This window comes from Paraburkholderia phytofirmans, from assembly GCF_046028095.1.
Lineage (GTDB): Bacteria > Pseudomonadota > Gammaproteobacteria > Burkholderiales > Burkholderiaceae > Paraburkholderia > Paraburkholderia phytofirmans_A.
In genome coordinates this window covers 420,547-436,469 of the sequence record NZ_JAQQDJ010000005.1, presented here as the reverse complement: position 1 = coordinate 436,469, position 15,923 = coordinate 420,547, and the positions used below count along the sequence as shown (strand labels likewise).

Annotated in this window: 16 protein-coding genes; 10 read left to right on the top strand and 6 right to left on the bottom strand. The window is 63.1% G+C overall.

Going from position 1 to position 15,923, the window contains the following annotated elements; translation table 11 throughout:
* Positions 1 to 8 precede the first annotated feature (8 nt).
* Positions 9 to 1,784, bottom strand: a complete 1,776-nt coding sequence (gcl, locus tag PQR54_RS17765) for a glyoxylate carboligase (protein ID WP_408247849.1) — start codon at positions 1,782 to 1,784, stop codon at positions 9 to 11.
* 163 nt (positions 1,785 to 1,947) lie between these two features.
* Here gcl and PQR54_RS17760 point away from each other — a divergent pair, with 163 nt between their 5' ends.
* The 10 genes from PQR54_RS17760 (at position 1,948) to PQR54_RS17715 (ending at position 9,773) form a co-directional block, all read left to right on the top strand.
* Positions 1,948 to 2,862 carry a LysR family transcriptional regulator gene (locus PQR54_RS17760; RefSeq protein WP_408247846.1) on the top strand — a complete coding sequence of 305 codons (915 nt, stop codon included), beginning with the start codon at positions 1,948 to 1,950 and terminating at the stop codon, positions 2,860 to 2,862.
* Positions 2,863 to 3,006: 144 nt separating this feature from the next.
* Positions 3,007 to 3,741 carry an RNA polymerase sigma factor gene (locus PQR54_RS17755; RefSeq protein WP_408247844.1) on the top strand — a complete coding sequence of 245 codons (735 nt, stop codon included), beginning with the start codon at positions 3,007 to 3,009 and terminating at the stop codon, positions 3,739 to 3,741.
* Complete coding sequence (locus PQR54_RS17750) at positions 3,731 to 4,693, top strand: anti-sigma factor family protein (protein ID WP_408247841.1); 963 nt, start codon at positions 3,731 to 3,733, stop codon at positions 4,691 to 4,693. Before PQR54_RS17755 ends, PQR54_RS17750 begins: the two co-directional genes overlap by 11 nt.
* Positions 4,694 to 4,982: 289 nt before the next feature.
* A complete protein-coding gene (gene rpsF, locus PQR54_RS17745) occupies positions 4,983 to 5,357 on the top strand; it encodes a 30S ribosomal protein S6 (protein ID WP_006048823.1) in 375 nt (124 codons plus the stop codon).
* Positions 5,358 to 5,408: 51 nt separating this feature from the next.
* Entirely contained in the window at positions 5,409 to 5,708 is a 300-nt protein-coding gene (priB, locus tag PQR54_RS17740) for a primosomal replication protein N (RefSeq protein ID WP_007182110.1), read from the top strand.
* Positions 5,709 to 5,710: 2 nt separating this feature from the next.
* Positions 5,711 to 5,986 (top strand): 30S ribosomal protein S18, encoded by a 276-nt coding sequence (rpsR, locus tag PQR54_RS17735; protein WP_007182109.1) that lies wholly within the window; start codon positions 5,711 to 5,713, stop codon positions 5,984 to 5,986.
* Between the two features lie 27 nt (positions 5,987 to 6,013).
* Complete coding sequence (gene rplI / locus PQR54_RS17730) at positions 6,014 to 6,466, top strand: 50S ribosomal protein L9 (protein ID WP_408247837.1); 453 nt, start codon at positions 6,014 to 6,016, stop codon at positions 6,464 to 6,466.
* A gap of 145 nt (positions 6,467 to 6,611) precedes the next feature.
* Positions 6,612 to 7,997: a replicative DNA helicase gene (locus PQR54_RS17725; RefSeq protein WP_074763850.1), complete on the top strand. Its 1,386-nt coding sequence runs from the start codon at positions 6,612 to 6,614 to the stop codon at positions 7,995 to 7,997.
* A gap of 139 nt (positions 7,998 to 8,136) precedes the next feature.
* A complete protein-coding gene (locus tag PQR54_RS17720) occupies positions 8,137 to 8,763 on the top strand; it encodes a DUF47 domain-containing protein (protein WP_012432805.1) in 627 nt (208 codons plus the stop codon).
* Positions 8,763 to 9,773: an inorganic phosphate transporter gene (locus PQR54_RS17715; protein WP_408247835.1), complete on the top strand. Its 1,011-nt coding sequence runs from the start codon at positions 8,763 to 8,765 to the stop codon at positions 9,771 to 9,773. Before PQR54_RS17720 ends, PQR54_RS17715 begins: the two co-directional genes overlap by 1 nt.
* 59 nt (positions 9,774 to 9,832) lie before the next feature.
* On the opposite strand, the gene PQR54_RS17710 is transcribed toward PQR54_RS17715, so the two are convergent.
* The 5 genes from PQR54_RS17710 to PQR54_RS17690 form a co-directional block, all read right to left on the bottom strand.
* Positions 9,833 to 10,639: an SDR family oxidoreductase gene (locus PQR54_RS17710; protein ID WP_408247833.1), complete on the bottom strand. Its 807-nt coding sequence runs from the start codon at positions 10,637 to 10,639 to the stop codon at positions 9,833 to 9,835.
* Positions 10,640 to 10,748: 109 nt separating this feature from the next.
* Complete coding sequence (locus tag PQR54_RS17705; protein ID WP_408247831.1) at positions 10,749 to 12,005, bottom strand: NlpC/P60 family protein; 1,257 nt, start codon at positions 12,003 to 12,005, stop codon at positions 10,749 to 10,751.
* A 205-nt stretch (positions 12,006 to 12,210) separates the two neighbouring features.
* Positions 12,211 to 14,061, bottom strand: a complete 1,851-nt coding sequence (locus PQR54_RS17700; RefSeq protein WP_408247829.1) for a PhoH family protein — start codon at positions 14,059 to 14,061, stop codon at positions 12,211 to 12,213.
* Positions 14,062 to 14,415: 354 nt separating this feature from the next.
* Entirely contained in the window at positions 14,416 to 14,877 is a 462-nt protein-coding gene (locus tag PQR54_RS17695; protein ID WP_116116823.1) for a peroxiredoxin, read from the bottom strand.
* 142 nt (positions 14,878 to 15,019) lie between these two features.
* Positions 15,020 to 15,913, bottom strand: coding sequence for a polysaccharide deacetylase family protein (locus PQR54_RS17690; protein ID WP_408247826.1), 894 nt, complete (start codon positions 15,911 to 15,913; stop codon positions 15,020 to 15,022).
* Positions 15,914 to 15,923 lie beyond the last annotated feature (10 nt).

The following is a 15,923-nucleotide window of genomic DNA, read 5'->3' as shown; positions in this document are numbered from 1 at the left end:
CGACTTGCTCAGTCGAGCATGCTGATCGCGGTCGGTGCGTCTTCGCGCTTGGCGGCCAGTTCCTCGAACTCGTTGATCGCGTCGATCTCGGTGCCCATCGAAATGTTGGTCACACGTTCGAGAATCACTTCGACGATCACCGGCACGTTGAACTCGGAGAGCATCGATTGCGCCTTCAACAGCGCGGGCTTCAGTTCTTCGGGCTTGAACACGCGGATCGCCTTGCAACCCAGACCTTCGGCGACGGCGACGTGATCCACGCCGTAGCCGTTCATCTCCGGTGCGTTGATGTTCTCGAAGCCGAGCTGCACGCAGAAGTCCATGTCGAACGCGCGCTGTGCCTGGCGGATCAGGCCGAGGTACGAGTTGTTCACCACCACATGCACGTACGGCAGCTTGAATTGCGCGCCGGCTGCCAGCTCTTCGATCATGAACTGGAAGTCGTAGTCGCCCGAGAGCGCGACGATCGGACGTTGCGGGTCAGCCGCACGCACGCCGAGCGCTGCCGGAATCGTCCAGCCGAGCGGGCCGGCCTGGCCGCAGTTGATCCAGTTGCGCGCCTTGTAGACGTGCAGGAACTGCGCGCCGGCGATCTGCGAGAGACCGATCGTGCTCACGTAGCACGTGTCGCGGCCGAACACCTGGTTCATCTCTTCGTAGACGCGCTGCGGCTTCATCGGCACGTTGTCGAAGTGCGTCTTGCGATGCATCGTGCGCTTGCGTTCCTGGCAGTCGGCGACCCATGCGCTGCGATCCTTCAGCTTGCCCGCGGCTTTCCATTCCTTTGCCACTTCGACAAACAGTTCGAGCGCGGCCTTCGCGTCCGACACGATGCCCAGATCCGGGCCGAATACGCGGCCGATCTGCGTCGGTTCGATGTCGACGTGCACGAACTTGCGGCCCTTGGTGTACACCTCGACGCTGCCCGTGTGACGGTTCGCCCAACGGTTGCCGATGCCGAGCACGAAATCCGAGGCGAGCATCGTCGCGTTGCCGTAGCGGTGCGAGGTTTGCAGGCCGACCATACCGGCCATCAGCGGATGGTCGTCGGGAATCGCGCCCCACGACATCAGCGTCGGAATCACCGGCACGCCGATGGTTTCGGCGAACGTGACGAGCAGGTCTTCAGCGGCTGCGTTCAGCACGCCGCCACCCGAGACGATCAGCGGCTTGTCCGAGTTATTCAGCAAGGTGAGCGCGGCTTCGATCTGTTTGCGCGATGCTTTTGGCTTGTAGACCGGCAGCGGTTCGTACGTGTCGATGTCGAATTCGATTTCGGCGAGCTGCACGTCGATCGGCAGGTCGACCAGCACCGGACCCGGACGGCCCGAGCGCATCAGGTGGAATGCCTGCTGGAACACGCGCGGCACCAGCGCCGGTTCACGCACGGTGACGGCCCACTTGGTGACGGGCTTGGCGATCGATTCGATATCGACGGCCTGGAAATCTTCCTTGTACAGACGCGCGCGCGGCGCCTGGCCCGTGATGGCGAGAATAGGAATGGAGTCGGCCTGAGCCGAGTACAAACCGGTGATCATGTCGGTGCCGGCGGGGCCCGACGTGCCGATACACACGCCGATGTTGCCCGGCTGAGCGCGAGTATAGCCTTCGGCCATATGCGACGCGCCTTCGACGTGGCGCGCCAGCACGTGGCTGATGTTGCCTGCCTTGCGCATGGCCGAGTAGAACGGGTTGATCGCTGCGCCCGGAACGCCGAATGCGGTGTCGATGCCTTCTTTTTCGAGCACCAGCACGGCTGCGTCGACGGCTCTCATCTTGGCCATGAATGTCTCCTGAATGTCTTGGGGATGGGCGAATTAAAAGTGTTGAATGCACTTTAGGCCTGACGGAAAGGTTTGATAAGATCAGTCCGGGTCGCTTATTTCGAAACAAAAAGTATGGAATGACCCGCAGACTGGCATCGGGACCCGCAGAAGGGAGGCAAAAATGGACCGCTTCAAACAGATCGAAACTTTCGTGCGTGTCGCGGATGCGGGCAGCCTGGCGGCGGCCGCGTTGGAAGAGGGCGTGTCGCCGGTGATTCTCGGCCGCCGTATCGACGCGCTGGAAAAGCGGCTCGGCGTGAAGCTCATGTACCGCTCGACGCGACGCCTCGTGGTCAGCGAAGACGGCGCCGCGTTTCTCGAGCGCTGCCGGGGTCTGCTCACCGAATGGGATCAGGCGGAAAACGAACTGAGCGCCGGGCGGCGCGCCGTGAACGGCCATCTGATCGTGTCGGCGCCGGCCGCGTTCGGGCGCAAGCACGTCGCGCCGCTTGCGCCGGTGTTTCTCGCCGACAAGCCGGAATTACAGGTGTCGTTCAATCTGACCGACCGGGTGGTGGATCTGGTGCGCGAGGGTTACGACCTGTCGATCCGCATCGGCGGCTCGGTCGATCCGAACTTCGTGGCGGTCAAGCTGGCGTCGAACCGGCGCGTGGTGTGCGGCACGCCGGAGTATTTTCGCCAGCACGGCAGGCCGAAAACGCTCGAAGACCTGCCACAGCACAACTGTCTCGCGTTCAATCTGCAAGGCGGCCAGAACCGCGGCTGGTATTTCCGCCGCAACGGCAAGCTGGCGACGGTGCGGGTGGGCGGCACGCTCGACTGCAACGACGGTGAATTGCTGCACCGCTGGGTATCCGAAGGTCTCGGGCTCGGCTGGCGCTCCACATGGGAGATTCAGCAGCAACTGGCGCGCGGCGAGCTGGAGACCGTGCTCGACGAGTTCGCTCTGCCCGACTACGACATTCTCGCCGTCTACCCGCAGCAGCGGTATGTGCCGGCCAAGGTTCGGTACTTCATCGATTATCTGAAAGAGGTCTACGCCAGCGAGGATTACTGGAACCGCCCGGCTTACTAGCGGTAGCCGCGCCGGCGGTTCGGTCAGATTTTTTGCGGATTCCGCGCGGCGGCGGGAATAAACTCGGCAAATGGCCGGTTATCCGTTGCATAGAGTGTCCCGACGAGCTACATCGCATAGCCCGCAATGCCCTGGAGGGCCGAGGTGGTCCAGACCGATTCAGAACCTGTCCGCGCGCACGGCGAGTCCGAAGCAGCGAGAAGCCAGCGCTTTCAGCAGATGGCGCTGCCGCACCTCGACGCCGCGTATAACCTTGCGCGCTGGTTGTGCGGTAACGCAAGCGATGCCGACGATGTCGTGCAGGAAGCGTTCATGCGCGCATTCCGCTTCTTCGACACGTTTCGCGGCGATTCGGCGCGGCCGTGGCTGCTGGCGATCGTCCGGCGCACCTGGTACACGGAATGGCGACGACGTTCGTCGTCGCACGAAACGGTGGAGTTCGACGACACCATGGACGACGCCTCGTTCGACGGCTGGAGCGTCGGCGGCACCGATCCGCAGGCGCTCCTGATCCGCGACGAGGACACGAAGCGCGTGCACGAGGCGCTTGCACAGTTGCCGGTCGAATATCGGGAAGTGCTGATGCTGCGGGAGCTGGAGGAAATGGGTTACAAGGAGATCGCGGCGGTGGCCGACGTGCCGATCGGCACGGTTATGTCCCGGCTCGCGCGGGGGCGTCGCAAGCTTGCCGCGTTGCTTATGGAGAAGCAGGGGGGTGGAGCTGCTTCGCACAGATCGTCGGCGTGCGCGGCGTCCGGCCCAGGCAGATCGGCCACGGCGAGCGTGACCCCATTGCGGGCGTCCGCCAACGGCCGGCCACTCAACACGCCAGGCGGCACCGCCGCCGGCAGCGCTCAGGAGACGCCAGATGGACTGTAATGAAGCGCGGCCGCTCCTCGACGCGAACGCCGATCACGAATTGCCCGCGCCGGATGCCCTGCGTGTCCAGCAGCACATCGAGAGCTGCGACGCCTGCCGGCGCGAAAGCGAGAACCTGCGGGCCTTGAGCGGCGCGGTGCGCGCGGCGCCTTATCATCGTGCGCCGCAGTCGCTGCGCGAGCGGATCATCGCCGGATTGCCGTCCGTCGACGAGCCGGTCGCGGCGGCCGAGGCGCCGGTTGCCGACGTCAAGGCGCCGCCGCGCGAACGTGCGCGGCGCGGCTGGCTCGATCGTTTGCTGGACGGTATGCGTGCGCCGCAAGGCGGCTTCGGCTTGCCAACCGGTGCCGGCGGCTCAGGCGGCTCAGGCGGCTCAGGCGGCTCAGGCGGCGGAGCGGTGGGCTCCGGCGGCGTGTTCGGCCGCGGCTGGCTGACAGTGCTGGTGCTCGCGCTGTGCGCGGCGGCGGCGGGCGTGGCGCTGAACCTGCACCGGCCGGCGGATTTCGGACCATTCGCCGACGAGCTGATAGAAAGCCACGTGCGCGCGCAGGTCTCGGGGCGCGACATCGACGTGATTTCGACGGATCGGCATACGGTCAAGCCGTGGTTCAACGGCCGGCTCGACTATTCGCCGCCGGTCGAGGATCTCGCGGCGAACGGCTTCGCGCTGGAGGGCGGCCGCCTCGATTACCTCGCGCATCAGCGGGTGGCCGTGCTGGTGTACCGCTATCAAAAGCACGTGATCGACGTGTACGTCTTTCCGCAGACCGCCTCCAGCGGCCCGGTGCCGGCGACGCTCGGCCGCGAAGGCTATTCGATCGCACACTGGAATGCGGAAGGCATGACCTGGTGGGCGATCTCGGACGCCGCGCCGGATGCGCTGAAGGGGCTGGAAGTGGCGCTGAAGGCGCGTCTGCAAAGCGGCAGCGAGCGCACGGAAACCGGTTCATAGACCGCAAACGGCCGCTGGGCGGCCCTTGCGGCCCGCAGGCCGCCGGGGCGAGTGGGTTTCGCTGCTCAGGCTTCACTGATTGTTTCAGGCCGCCCGGCGCGAGAGGCTGCGTCGGTCCACGTTGCGGCGCCGCCGCCTAAACCCTTGAAAACACACCCGATTCGCGCCTTGCAATAACGGGATATCTTGCAACCCGGCCCTAATCGGGTTACACTCTTTGGCTTCTCACTTGCCACACCGGTTCGACGCCCGGGTGGCTTTAATCCATAAGTCAGCACAAGGAGTGAATATGCGTCATTACGAAATCGTATTTATCGTGCACCCGGATCAAAGCGAGCAGGTGCCCGCAATGATCGAGCGTTACAAGTCCACGATCACCTCGCACGGTGGCCAGATCCACCGTATCGAAGACTGGGGCCGTCGCCAACTGGCCTACATGATCGAGAAACTCGCCAAGGCTCACTACGTCTGCATGAATATCGAATGCGACCAAACCACGCTCGACGAGCTGGAACACGCATTCAAGTTCAACGACGCTGTTCTGCGTCACCTGATCGTCAAGATGAAGAAGGCCGAAACCGGCCCGTCGCCGATGATGAAGGAAGTGCAGCGCGAAGAAGCCAAGAAGTCGGCTGCTACGCAACCGTCCGAAGCGCAGGCTTAAGACACACTATTTAAGCTACCAGATCAAAGCGTCGTTCTCGTCGAAGGCTACATGAACCGGCTGCAACTTACGGCCAGCGTCGTCGAACGCGAACCGGTGCGGTATACCCCCGCCGGCGTTCCGATTGCAGGCTGCACGTTGCACCACCGCACGGAAGTCGTCGAAGCCGGCATTGCCCGGCAAGTCGAACTGACCATGCAGGCGGTAGCCGCAGGCGAGGCGAGCGGTAAGCTCGAAAGTTGTCAGATGGGCGTGGAAACGCTCTTCACAGGCTTTCTGGCAAAAAAGCACCGCAACGCGAGAACTCTGGTATTTCACATCACAGCATTGCAGGACATTGGAAAGGACTGAACATGCCCCGCCCGACTGGTAAGAAATTCGACAAGCGTCGTCAGCAACAAAATCCGCTCTTCAAGCGCAAGAAGTTCTGCCGTTTCACGGCCGCTGGCGTCGATCACATCGACTACAAAGACCTCGAAACGCTGAAGGACTTCATCGGCGAAAACGGCAAGATCACGCCGGCGCGTCTCACGGGTACGAAGTCGCACTATCAACGCCAGCTGGACACGGCAATCAAGCGCGCACGTTTCCTCGCGCTGGTGCCGTACACCGACCAGCACAAGGCCTAACCCGACGACGCGATAAGGAGTCTCCGAATGCAAATTATTCTTCTGGAAAAAGTCGTCAATCTGGGCAACCTGGGCGATATCGTGAAGGTCAAGGACGGTTACGCTCGTAACTTCCTGATCCCGAACAAGCAAGCTCGCCGTGCAACGAAAGAAGCTTTGGCTGAATTCGAAGTGCGTCGCGCAGAACTGGAAAAAGTCGCCGCTGAAAAGCTGGCTGCAGCTACCGCTCAAGGCGAAAAGCTGGGTGGCTCGACCGTTCAGATCAATCAGAAGGCTGGCGTCGACGGCCGTCTGTTCGGTTCGGTGACGAACGCGGACATCGCTGAAGCCCTGGTCAAGCAAGGCTTCGCAGTGGAGAAGGCGCAAGTGCGTCTGCCGGAAGGCCCGCTGAAGCTGGTTGGCGAGCACGCAGTTCAGATCTCGCTGCACACCGACGTCGTGGTCGATGTGACGGTGGCTGTGATCGGCGAACACGTCTAAGCATCAAGTAGTATTTGCCAGGACGTTGCTGGCGAAGGGCAGGGGCCGGGTAACCGGCCCCTGCCTTTTTTGTGCCTGTTTTTTTTGTTTTTCCCGCTCGCCGCGGCCGCCCGCGCGCCCCCGATTTGCCCGATAATCCCTCTCCATGAACGCACCGTCCAAAGATCCCCAACTCGAGTCGCTGAAAGTCCCGCCGCATTCGATCGAGGCCGAGCAATCGGTGCTGGGCGGCCTGCTGCTCGACAATGCCGCGTGGGACCGCATCGCCGATTTCCTGTCGCAGAGCGATTTTTACCGCTACGACCACCGCATCATCTTCGAGCACATCGGCAAGCTGATCGCGGCCACGCGTCCGGCCGACGTGATTACCGTGTACGAAGCGCTCGGCACCTCGGGCAAGGCGGAAGAGGTCGGCGGTCTGGCGTATCTGAACGCGTTGGCGCAGAACACGCCGAGCGCCGCCAATATCCGCCGCTACGCGGAAATCGTGCGCGATCGCGCGGTGTTGCGCCGGCTGGTGTCGGTCGCCGATGAAATTTCAGCCGACGCCTTCAACCCGCAGGGTAAAGAAGTGCGTCAGTTGCTCGACGAGGCAGAGTCGAAGGTGTTTTCGATCGCCGAAGACGGTGCGCGCGGCACGCAAGGCTTCCTCGAAATCGGGCCGCTGCTCACGCAAGTGGTCGAGCGGATCGACACGCTGTATCACACGGCCAATCCGAGCGATGTGACCGGCACGCCGACGGGCTTTGTCGATCTGGACCGCATGACTTCGGGCATGCACGGTGGCGAGTTGATCATCGTCGCTGGCCGTCCGTCGATGGGTAAAACGGCGTTTTCGATGAACATCGGCGAATACGTGGCGGTCGAGTACGGCCTGCCGGTCGCGGTGTTCTCGATGGAAATGCCGGGTTCGCAACTCACCATGCGTATGCTCGGCTCGGTCGGGCGGCTGGATCAGCACCGTATGCGAACCGGGCGTCTGACCGACGAGGATTGGCCAAAGCTCACGCATGCCGTGCAGAAAATGAGCGAGGCGCAGATTTTCATCGACGAAACCGGCGGTCTGAACCCGATGGAATTGCGCTCGCGCGCGCGCCGGTTGTCGCGCCAGTGCGGCAAGCTGGGCCTGATCATCATCGACTATTTGCAGCTGATGAGCGGGTCGTCGTCAGGTGAAAACCGCGCCACCGAAATCTCGGAAATCTCGCGGTCGCTGAAGAGTCTCGCCAAGGAACTCGACGTACCGGTGATCGCCTTGTCGCAGCTCAACCGTGGTCTTGAACAGCGCCCGAACAAGCGGCCGATCATGTCCGACTTGCGCGAATCCGGTGCTATCGAACAGGATGCCGACGTGATCCTGTTCATCTACCGCGACGAAGTGTACAACCCGGACAGTCCGGACAAGGGCACAGCCGAAATTATTATCGGCAAACAGCGCAATGGTCCGATCGGCCCTGTTCGGCTCACGTTCCATGGTCAATTCACGAAGTTCGACAACTTTGCGGGCGCGCAGAATTTCTACAGCGACTAAAAACGCAAATTCGCGCAGAAGTGAAGCGATAACTGGAGCGTCGTTGTAACGACGCTTTCGCGAGTGCGGCCCGGGTCTCGCGACGGTACAATGTGGCGGTTTTATGTCAGCCATAATGTGACCAATTTTCGGGATCCCAATGTTCGGTCGATTCATGCCCACCGAGGGCAAGTTCTTTGAAATTTTTAATGCACACGCAACGTGCATCGTCTCGGCAAGCCGCGAACTCGAGCTGCTGATCGACAACCTGCAGGACGCCGAGACTCATAAGCAGAACGTGCAGAAAGCCGAGAAGGCCGCTGACAAGCTCACGCACGAAACCATCGACCTGCTGCACAAGACGTTCATCACGCCGCTCGACCGCGACGAGATCCACAAGCTGATCACCACGATGGACGACATCCTCGACCTGATGGAAGACGTCGCCACCGCCATTTCGCTTTATGACGTGCAGGCCGTGACCTCCGAGGCGAGCCAATTGGCGCACATCTGCACTGCAACCTCCGAGCGCGTGCAGTTCGCGGTGAGCCTGCTGTCCGACATGAAGCAGGCAAGCCAGATCCTGAAGGCCTGCGAGGACATCGACCGTCTGGAATCGGAAGCCGACCGCGTGCTGCGCTCGGCCATGTCGAAACTGTTCCGCGAAGAAGACAACGTCAAGACCCTGATCAAGCTCAAAGCGATCTACGAATTGCTCGAAACGATCACGGACAAGTGTGAAGATGTAGCGAACATCATCGAAGGCATCGTGCTGGAAAACGCATAATGCAATCGATACAACTCGCAATCTGGGTCGTCGTCGGCCTGGTCGCCGTCGCACTGGTTTTCGACTTCATGAACGGCTTTCACGACGCGGCGAATTCGATCGCCACGGTCGTCTCGACCGGCGTGCTGAAGCCGCAGCAGGCGGTGGCGTTCGCGGCGGCCTTCAACGTCATCGCGTATTTCGTGTTCCACCTGAAAGTGGCCGCGACCGTCGGCAAGGGCACGATCGACCCGAACATCGTCGATCATTACGTGATTTTCGGGGCGCTGGTCGGCGCGATCGGTTGGAACATCATCACCTGGCATTACGGCATTCCGTCGAGCTCCTCGCATGCGCTGATCGGAGGCCTGGTGGGCGCGGCGCTCGCCAAGTCGGGCTGGGGCTCGCTCAACTTCGACGGCCTGATGAAGACGGTGGCCTTCATCTTCATTTCGCCGCTGCTCGGCTTCGTGCTCGGCTCGTTCTTCATGCTGGCGGTGTCGTGGATCTACTTCCGCACGCCGCCGAGCAAGGTCGACCGCCGTTTCCGGCGGCTGCAACTGGTGTCGGCGGGCTTGTACAGCCTCGGTCACGGCGGCAACGACGCGCAGAAAACCATCGGCATTATCTGGATGCTGCTGATCGCGACCGGTTATGCGTCGTCTTTCGCCGATGCGCCGCCGCTGTGGGTGATCGGCGGCTGCTATCTTTCGATGGGCGTCGGCACGCTGTTCGGCGGCTGGCGCATTGTCCGCACCATGGGTCAGAAGATCACCAAGCTCAAGCCGGTCGGCGGTTTTTGCGCGGAGTCGGGCGGGGCGATCACGCTGTTCACTGCCTCGTGGCTCGGCATTCCGGTGTCCACCACGCACACGATTACCGGCGCGATCGTCGGGGTCGGCGCGACGCAGAAGCTGAGCGCGGTGCGTTGGGGCGTGGCCGGCAACATCGTGTGGGCGTGGATTCTGACGATCCCGGCTTCCGCGGCGCTCTCCGGCGCCGCATGGTGGCTCGGCCACCGTTTCCTGTAAGCCGCGCGGCGGCGCTGCCCGCCGCCGCTATCAACCTGTCTGGGTTCGAAGCGCGCCGTCTAGATCAGCGGCGCGCTGGCTCCATCCATCGGGACGATCGCGCCCGTCACATAGCTCGCGCGGCGGCTCGCCAGAAACAGCGCGACGTCGGCAATTTCCTCCGGTTTGGCAAAGCGTCCGAGCGGCACTTTGGCCTGCCCGCGCGCGAGCGCTTCCGCGCTCTCGATGCCTTGCTGCGTGGCTTCCAGCTTGACCGCTTCCTCGATACGCTCGGTCAGCGTCGCGCCGGGATTGATCGCGTTGATGCGGATGCCGTAACGCGCGTAATAGTGGGCGAGGCCGACGGTGGCGAGCATCAGCGCGGCGTTCGCGGCGCCGCCGGCAATATGGATATCGCTCGCGATCTTGCCGCCCATACCGATGATGTTGACGATTGTGCCGGGCTCGCCGCCGTTGCCGGACTTGGCGCGTTCGGCCATGCGGCGCAGTACTTCCTGCTGGGGATAGATGTAGGGGAAGTATTTCGCTTCCATGGTGGCGCGGAACGCTTCGGCGTCGAGCGTTTCCGGGTCGTAGCGGCGCGCGGCGCCGGCGCTGTTGATCAGTATGTCGATCGGGCCGACCGCGGTGCTGACTTCCTCGACGATATCGGCGGCGCTGTGCGGTTCGTGCAGATCGGCGCGGGTTCGATGCACGTGCAGGCCTTCCTGTTTCAACTGCTCGTAAGCGCGCGCGAGATTGGCGGGATCGCGCGACACGATCGCGACTTTCGCGCCCTCGAGCGCGAACGCGCGGGCGCACGCGAACCCGATTCCCTTGCTGCCGCCCGTGATCAACACCACCTTGTCTTTGAGCCCGAGATCCATCGTCGCCACCCGCTGTCGGAAGAATATCGATGACGATAGCAGATCAGCGGGGGCGGTGTCGTGTGTGGGGTCGTGGTGAGGTGGAGGATCGTGATCGACTTTCCCAGCGTCAGAAATTGCCGTTGGCGAAGCGGGCGATCGGGTCGTCGTTGGTTTGCGTGGGCGCGGGCATGCCGCGCGCGCCCGTCGAAGCCCGCATGATCTGCACGCTGCCGTTTTCATCGGCTTGCTGCGCCTGGCGAGCCTGGCGCGCGGCGACGGAAGCGGGCGGCGGCGGGTCGAACGCGTCGGCGGCGGCGTCGATTGGATCGGGCGCACGGGAGGTCGCCATCTGCGGCGCCGTGCGTGAAGTGGCCGCCTGTTGTTGAGCGGGTGCGCCGGCGTTGGTGTCGAAGGCGCTGGCTTGAGCGGCCGGAATCGGCGTCGGCGACACCGCGCCTGCCGCACGCGCCTGCATCTGCGCTGCGCTCAGTCCCGGCGGTGGCGGTTCGAACGGATCGGCTTGCGGCGCGGCCGCGGTCGTTGTCGATTGCGCCTCGATCGTAGACGGCGCTCGCGGCGTCGCCGCTACGCGGGCCGTCGGCTGCGATTGGGGTTGCAGCGCGCCGGCGGCATAAACCGGCGGCGCCTGTGTAGCAGTCTTTGCCGACGTCGGCGCCACGGTTGCAGCCTTACCTGCATACGCTGGCGCACCCGCAGCCGCAGTACCGGTCACACCAGCTCCACCCGCATACGCTGGCGCCGTCTGCGCCCCCGGCGAAACGACGCGTTCAGGCTGCGGCGCCGCCGCCTGATAACTCGGCGTATCGAACGGCGCCGGTGTCGCGGCCGGCCCGGCCACGCGGCGGATCCCGTCGAAACGCTTGGCCCAATAAGGATTGGTCAGATAGTCGAGCCGCACCGTGCCGCCGGTCGACGGCGCGTTGACGAAGCGCAGCTTGCCCACATAAATGCCGACGTGCGAATGCGCGCGCCCCGTCGTATTGAAGAAAATCAGATCGCCCGGCGCGATCCCGTCCGGTTCGATCGATTCGCCGCGCCCGCTCATGTCGGCCGTCGTACGCGGCAGATTCACGGAGGCCGCACGCAAGACGACATAGCGAACTAATCCGCTGCAATCGAAGCCACTATCCGGCGTATTCCCGCCCCAACGGTATGGAATCCCGACGAGACTCATCGCCTGAATCGAGATTTCCTCGCGGCCGATGCTGTGATCGACGAAGTTCGGGAAGCCGGGCGGCGGAGCATGATAAGCGCCGTTCGCCACCACGACCGAGCCTCCCGAGCGCGACGACGTTTTCTGCGGCGCGCCGGCACAGGCGGCGAGCAGAAGAACGATCAGCAGCGAAAAGGCGAGTCGGCGCATGAAGACGAAGAGAGCGGTAAAAGCCCATTTAACGGCGAACGATTTCCGGATGGTAGCCCTTGGGCGCTTCCTCCGGCAAGAATTCTTGACAAATTACTTGAAGTTCATGCGCTAAGTGTTGCCCGACGGGAACGCGCGGCCAAGAAAAAAGCCGCGTCCGGAGTACTCCGGACGCGGCTTCTGCTCAGAGCTAACTAACTGAAACTTAAAGAATTTCCGACGCGTAATCCGCAAGGCGCGAACGCTCGCCACGCGCCAGCGTCACATGCCCGCTGTGCGCCCAACCCTTGAAACGATCGACCACGTACGTCAGGCCCGAACTGCCTTCCGTCAGATAAGGCGTATCGATCTGCGCAATGTTGCCGAGACAAATGATCTTCGTGCCCGGACCCGCGCGCGTGACCAGCGTCTTCATCTGCTTCGGCGTCAGGTTTTGCGCCTCGTCGATGATCAGATACTTGTCCACGAACGTGCGGCCACGCATGAAGTTCATGCTCTTGACCTTCAGGCGTGAGCGGATCAGTTCCTGCGTCGCTGCACGGCCCCATTCGCCGGCTGCGTCGTCGGTTTTCTGCAGGACTTCGAGGTTGTCGTCGAATGCACCCATCCACGGCTGCATTTTTTCCTCTTCCGTGCCCGGCAGGAAGCCGATGTCTTCGCCGACCGGCACCGTTGCGCGCGTCACGATGATCTCGTTGTAGCGCTTGTCGTCCAGCACCTGCGCGAGACCGGCGGCGAGCGCGACCAGCGTCTTGCCGGTGCCGGCCTGACCCAGCAGCGTGACGAAGTCGATCTCCGGATTCATCAACAGGTTCAGCGCGAAGTTCTGCTCGCGGTTGCGCGCCGTGATGCCCCACACGTTGTTCTTGTGGTGGCCGTAGTCGCGCAAGGTCTGCAGCAGCGCCGTCTTGCCGTTCAGCTCGCGCACCAGCGCGTGAAACGCCGGCTCGCCGTTCTGCGGCTCCAGATAGACGAACTCGTTGACCAGCATCGAGGCGCACAGCGGACCCGTGACACGGTAGTAAGTCGTACCGGTCTTGGTGTCCTGCCAGCTTTCCATGCCCTTTGCGTGCTTGGTCCAGAAATCCTGCGGCAGCGCGCGGATGCCGGAATACAGCAGATCGCTGTCTTCGAGCACCTGGTCGTTGAAGTAGTCTTCAGCCGGCAGGCCGAGTGCATGCGCCTTGATGCGCATGTTGATGTCTTTCGACACCAGCACGACCTGGCGATCCGCCCGGTCGCGCTGCAACGCGCGGACCACGCCGAGGATCTGGTTGTCGGCCTTGCCTTCCGGCAGACCTTCCACCGGCTCGATGGCGTTGAGCTTGGTCTGGAAGTACAGACGTCCGGAAGCCTCACGGCTGCCCAGACGGGCTAGCGAAATGCCGTCGGATATATTGCCGGCGTTCGCCACCAGCGCGTCGAGCGTGCGGCTCACCTGGCGAGCGTTGCGCGCGACTTCCGACATGCCCTTCTTGTGGTTGTCGAGTTCCTCCAACGTCATCATCGGCAGATAGACGTCGTGTTCCTCGAAACGGAACAGGCAGCTCGGATCATGCATCAGCACGTTCGTGTCGAGCACGAAAAGCTTCTGCATTTCCACCGGCTCGGTGCCGGCGCCGCGTTTCTTGATGGTGCCGCGCGTGCTCGGCGCGGCAGCCGTGGGCGTGCTCGCCTCAGCCTGCTTCGCGCTCGGCGCGCGGGCGACGACCGGCTGCGCAGCCGGCTCGGCTTGCGGACGGCTGGCCGGAACCGGTTGCAGCAGCGCGGCGGTCTGCTTCGATTTGCGACCACGCGCCGGAGCAGCCTGTTCAGCGGATGCGGACGCAACAGCGGTAGTCGACGATGCCGGCACGGGCCGCAAGGTGGTCGCGGCATTGGCGGCGTGCGCCATCGGCGTGGCGACGTTCGCGCGGCCGTAATCGGCCGACTCTGCGGATTCCCCAACGACCGCCTGTTTCTTCGCGGCGGAGCGCGCCGGGCTGGCGGCTTTGGCCTTGTATTCGTCAGGCGGCAGGAGATTGCCGAGCTTGCTGGGGGGGGTAGGCAAAGGCATGGTTTCCCTCGAATTAATCGGGTCACATATCGTGCGCCGCCTGTCGCATTCTGCCGGTGCCAGTGAGTGCGCACGCAGATTGCGCCCGGAGGCGCGCATTCGGTCTAGAGATGCCGGTTCGCCTGGTCTTCGATCGGCTCCTTAACGGATGCGCGTGGCCGAGTGAACGAACGGCTCACGCGCAATTAAAAAAGCCGCCGCCCCGGCGTACGGGGCAAGCGGCTCGCCTACAGTGCTCGCGTTGCACCTCGCGACTCCGACGGAACCCATGAAACGGGAAGCGGCCGTCAAGTCTGGCGCAGCGGCAAAAATTTGGGGTGTACAGGCACTCATTGCAACCCAATATAACGCGCCTCAAAGCGCTTGTACAGCCTCCAGAATATCGTCGACGTGGCCCGGCACTTTCACGCCACGCCACTCCTGGCGCAGCACGCCTTCCGCGTCGATGAGGAACGTGGAGCGTTCAATTCCCCGTACTTCTTTGCCATACATTTTCTTCATTTTGATGACGTTGAAGAGCGCGCACAGCGATTCTTCAGGATCCGAGATCAGCGGGAAGGGCAATTCGAGCTTTGCCTTGAAGTTGTCATGCGAGCGCAGGCTGTCGCGCGACACGCCGAGGATTTCCGCGCCGGCTTTCTTGAACTTCGGATACAGATCGCGGAACTGCAGACCTTCGGTCGTGCAGCCCGGCGTGTTGTCCTTCGGATAAAAATACAGCACCACCTTCTTGCCCCGCAGCTTGGACAGCGTGATCTCGCCACCGGTAGCGGGGGCGGTGAAGTCGGGGATGGGTTGGTCGACTGCAATGGGCACGAGGTTCTCCGGTTGTGATGGCCTGCGCCGGATGAGTGCGGCGACGGCGGCCTGGCATCGAGACTTGGGGGATGGGGCGGCCGGCGCGCGGCAGGTTCTCGCGCGGCGGTCGGGTCGTCAGGGCCGGCTGCGGGATGACCAGTCAGGGCTGGACAATCAGCTCGCCGGAGCGCCCTGGAATTTCGCCCCATGTAACAGGGTACGATGGCAGCGTGCTGCGGTCTAGCGTCGCGTAGTAATCACCCATCGTCGCGAAGGTGTGGCCTTGCGCGCGCCAGCCTTCCAGAAGCTGCTCGAAGATCGGCGCGAGCTTTTGCCCTTCGAGTTCCGCATGCAGCGTGAACACCTGGTCGTGTGGATTGTTTTCGGTGTGCTTCAACATCCATGCGGCGACGTTGTGCGTTTCGACACCGTCCACGCCGAGCACTTCGTCGAGCGTGGGCAGCGTGGTGGGCATCTGCACATGCGTGAGCGTGCGCCCGCCGACCACCGGCAGATACGGCGAGTGGCCGCGTCCGTCGGACGCGTAGCGCATGCCCCACGCGTCGATCTGTTCGAATGCGTGGCCGTTCATCTGCCAGCCGGCCGCGCCGTGCGTGACCGGCGGCGCGCCGAACACCTCGACGAAGCGGTCGTGGCTTTGCTGCATCTGCGCCGCGGTCCATGCGCGATCTTTCGTGCGCACGTTGTCCTGCCAGTACACGTGATCCCACGTATGAATGCCGCATTCGAAGCCGGCTTCATGGATCGCGCGCATCTCCGCCGAGGCCTTGGCGCCGATGTCCGGACCGGGCAGCAGCACACCGTACATCAGCTGCTTGACGCCGTAGTGTTCGACCACCGAGGTACGTGACACCTTCTTCAGAAAGCCCGGTCGCAGCACGCGCCGCATTGCCCAACCGGTATGGTCGGGCCCGAGGCTGAAGAGGAAAGTGGCGCGCGCCTTGAAACGGTCGAAAATGCGTGCGAGATTCGGCACGCCTTCGCGGGTGCCGCGCAGCGTGTCGACGTCGATCTTCAGGACGATGCGAGCCAAGGATCAGCCC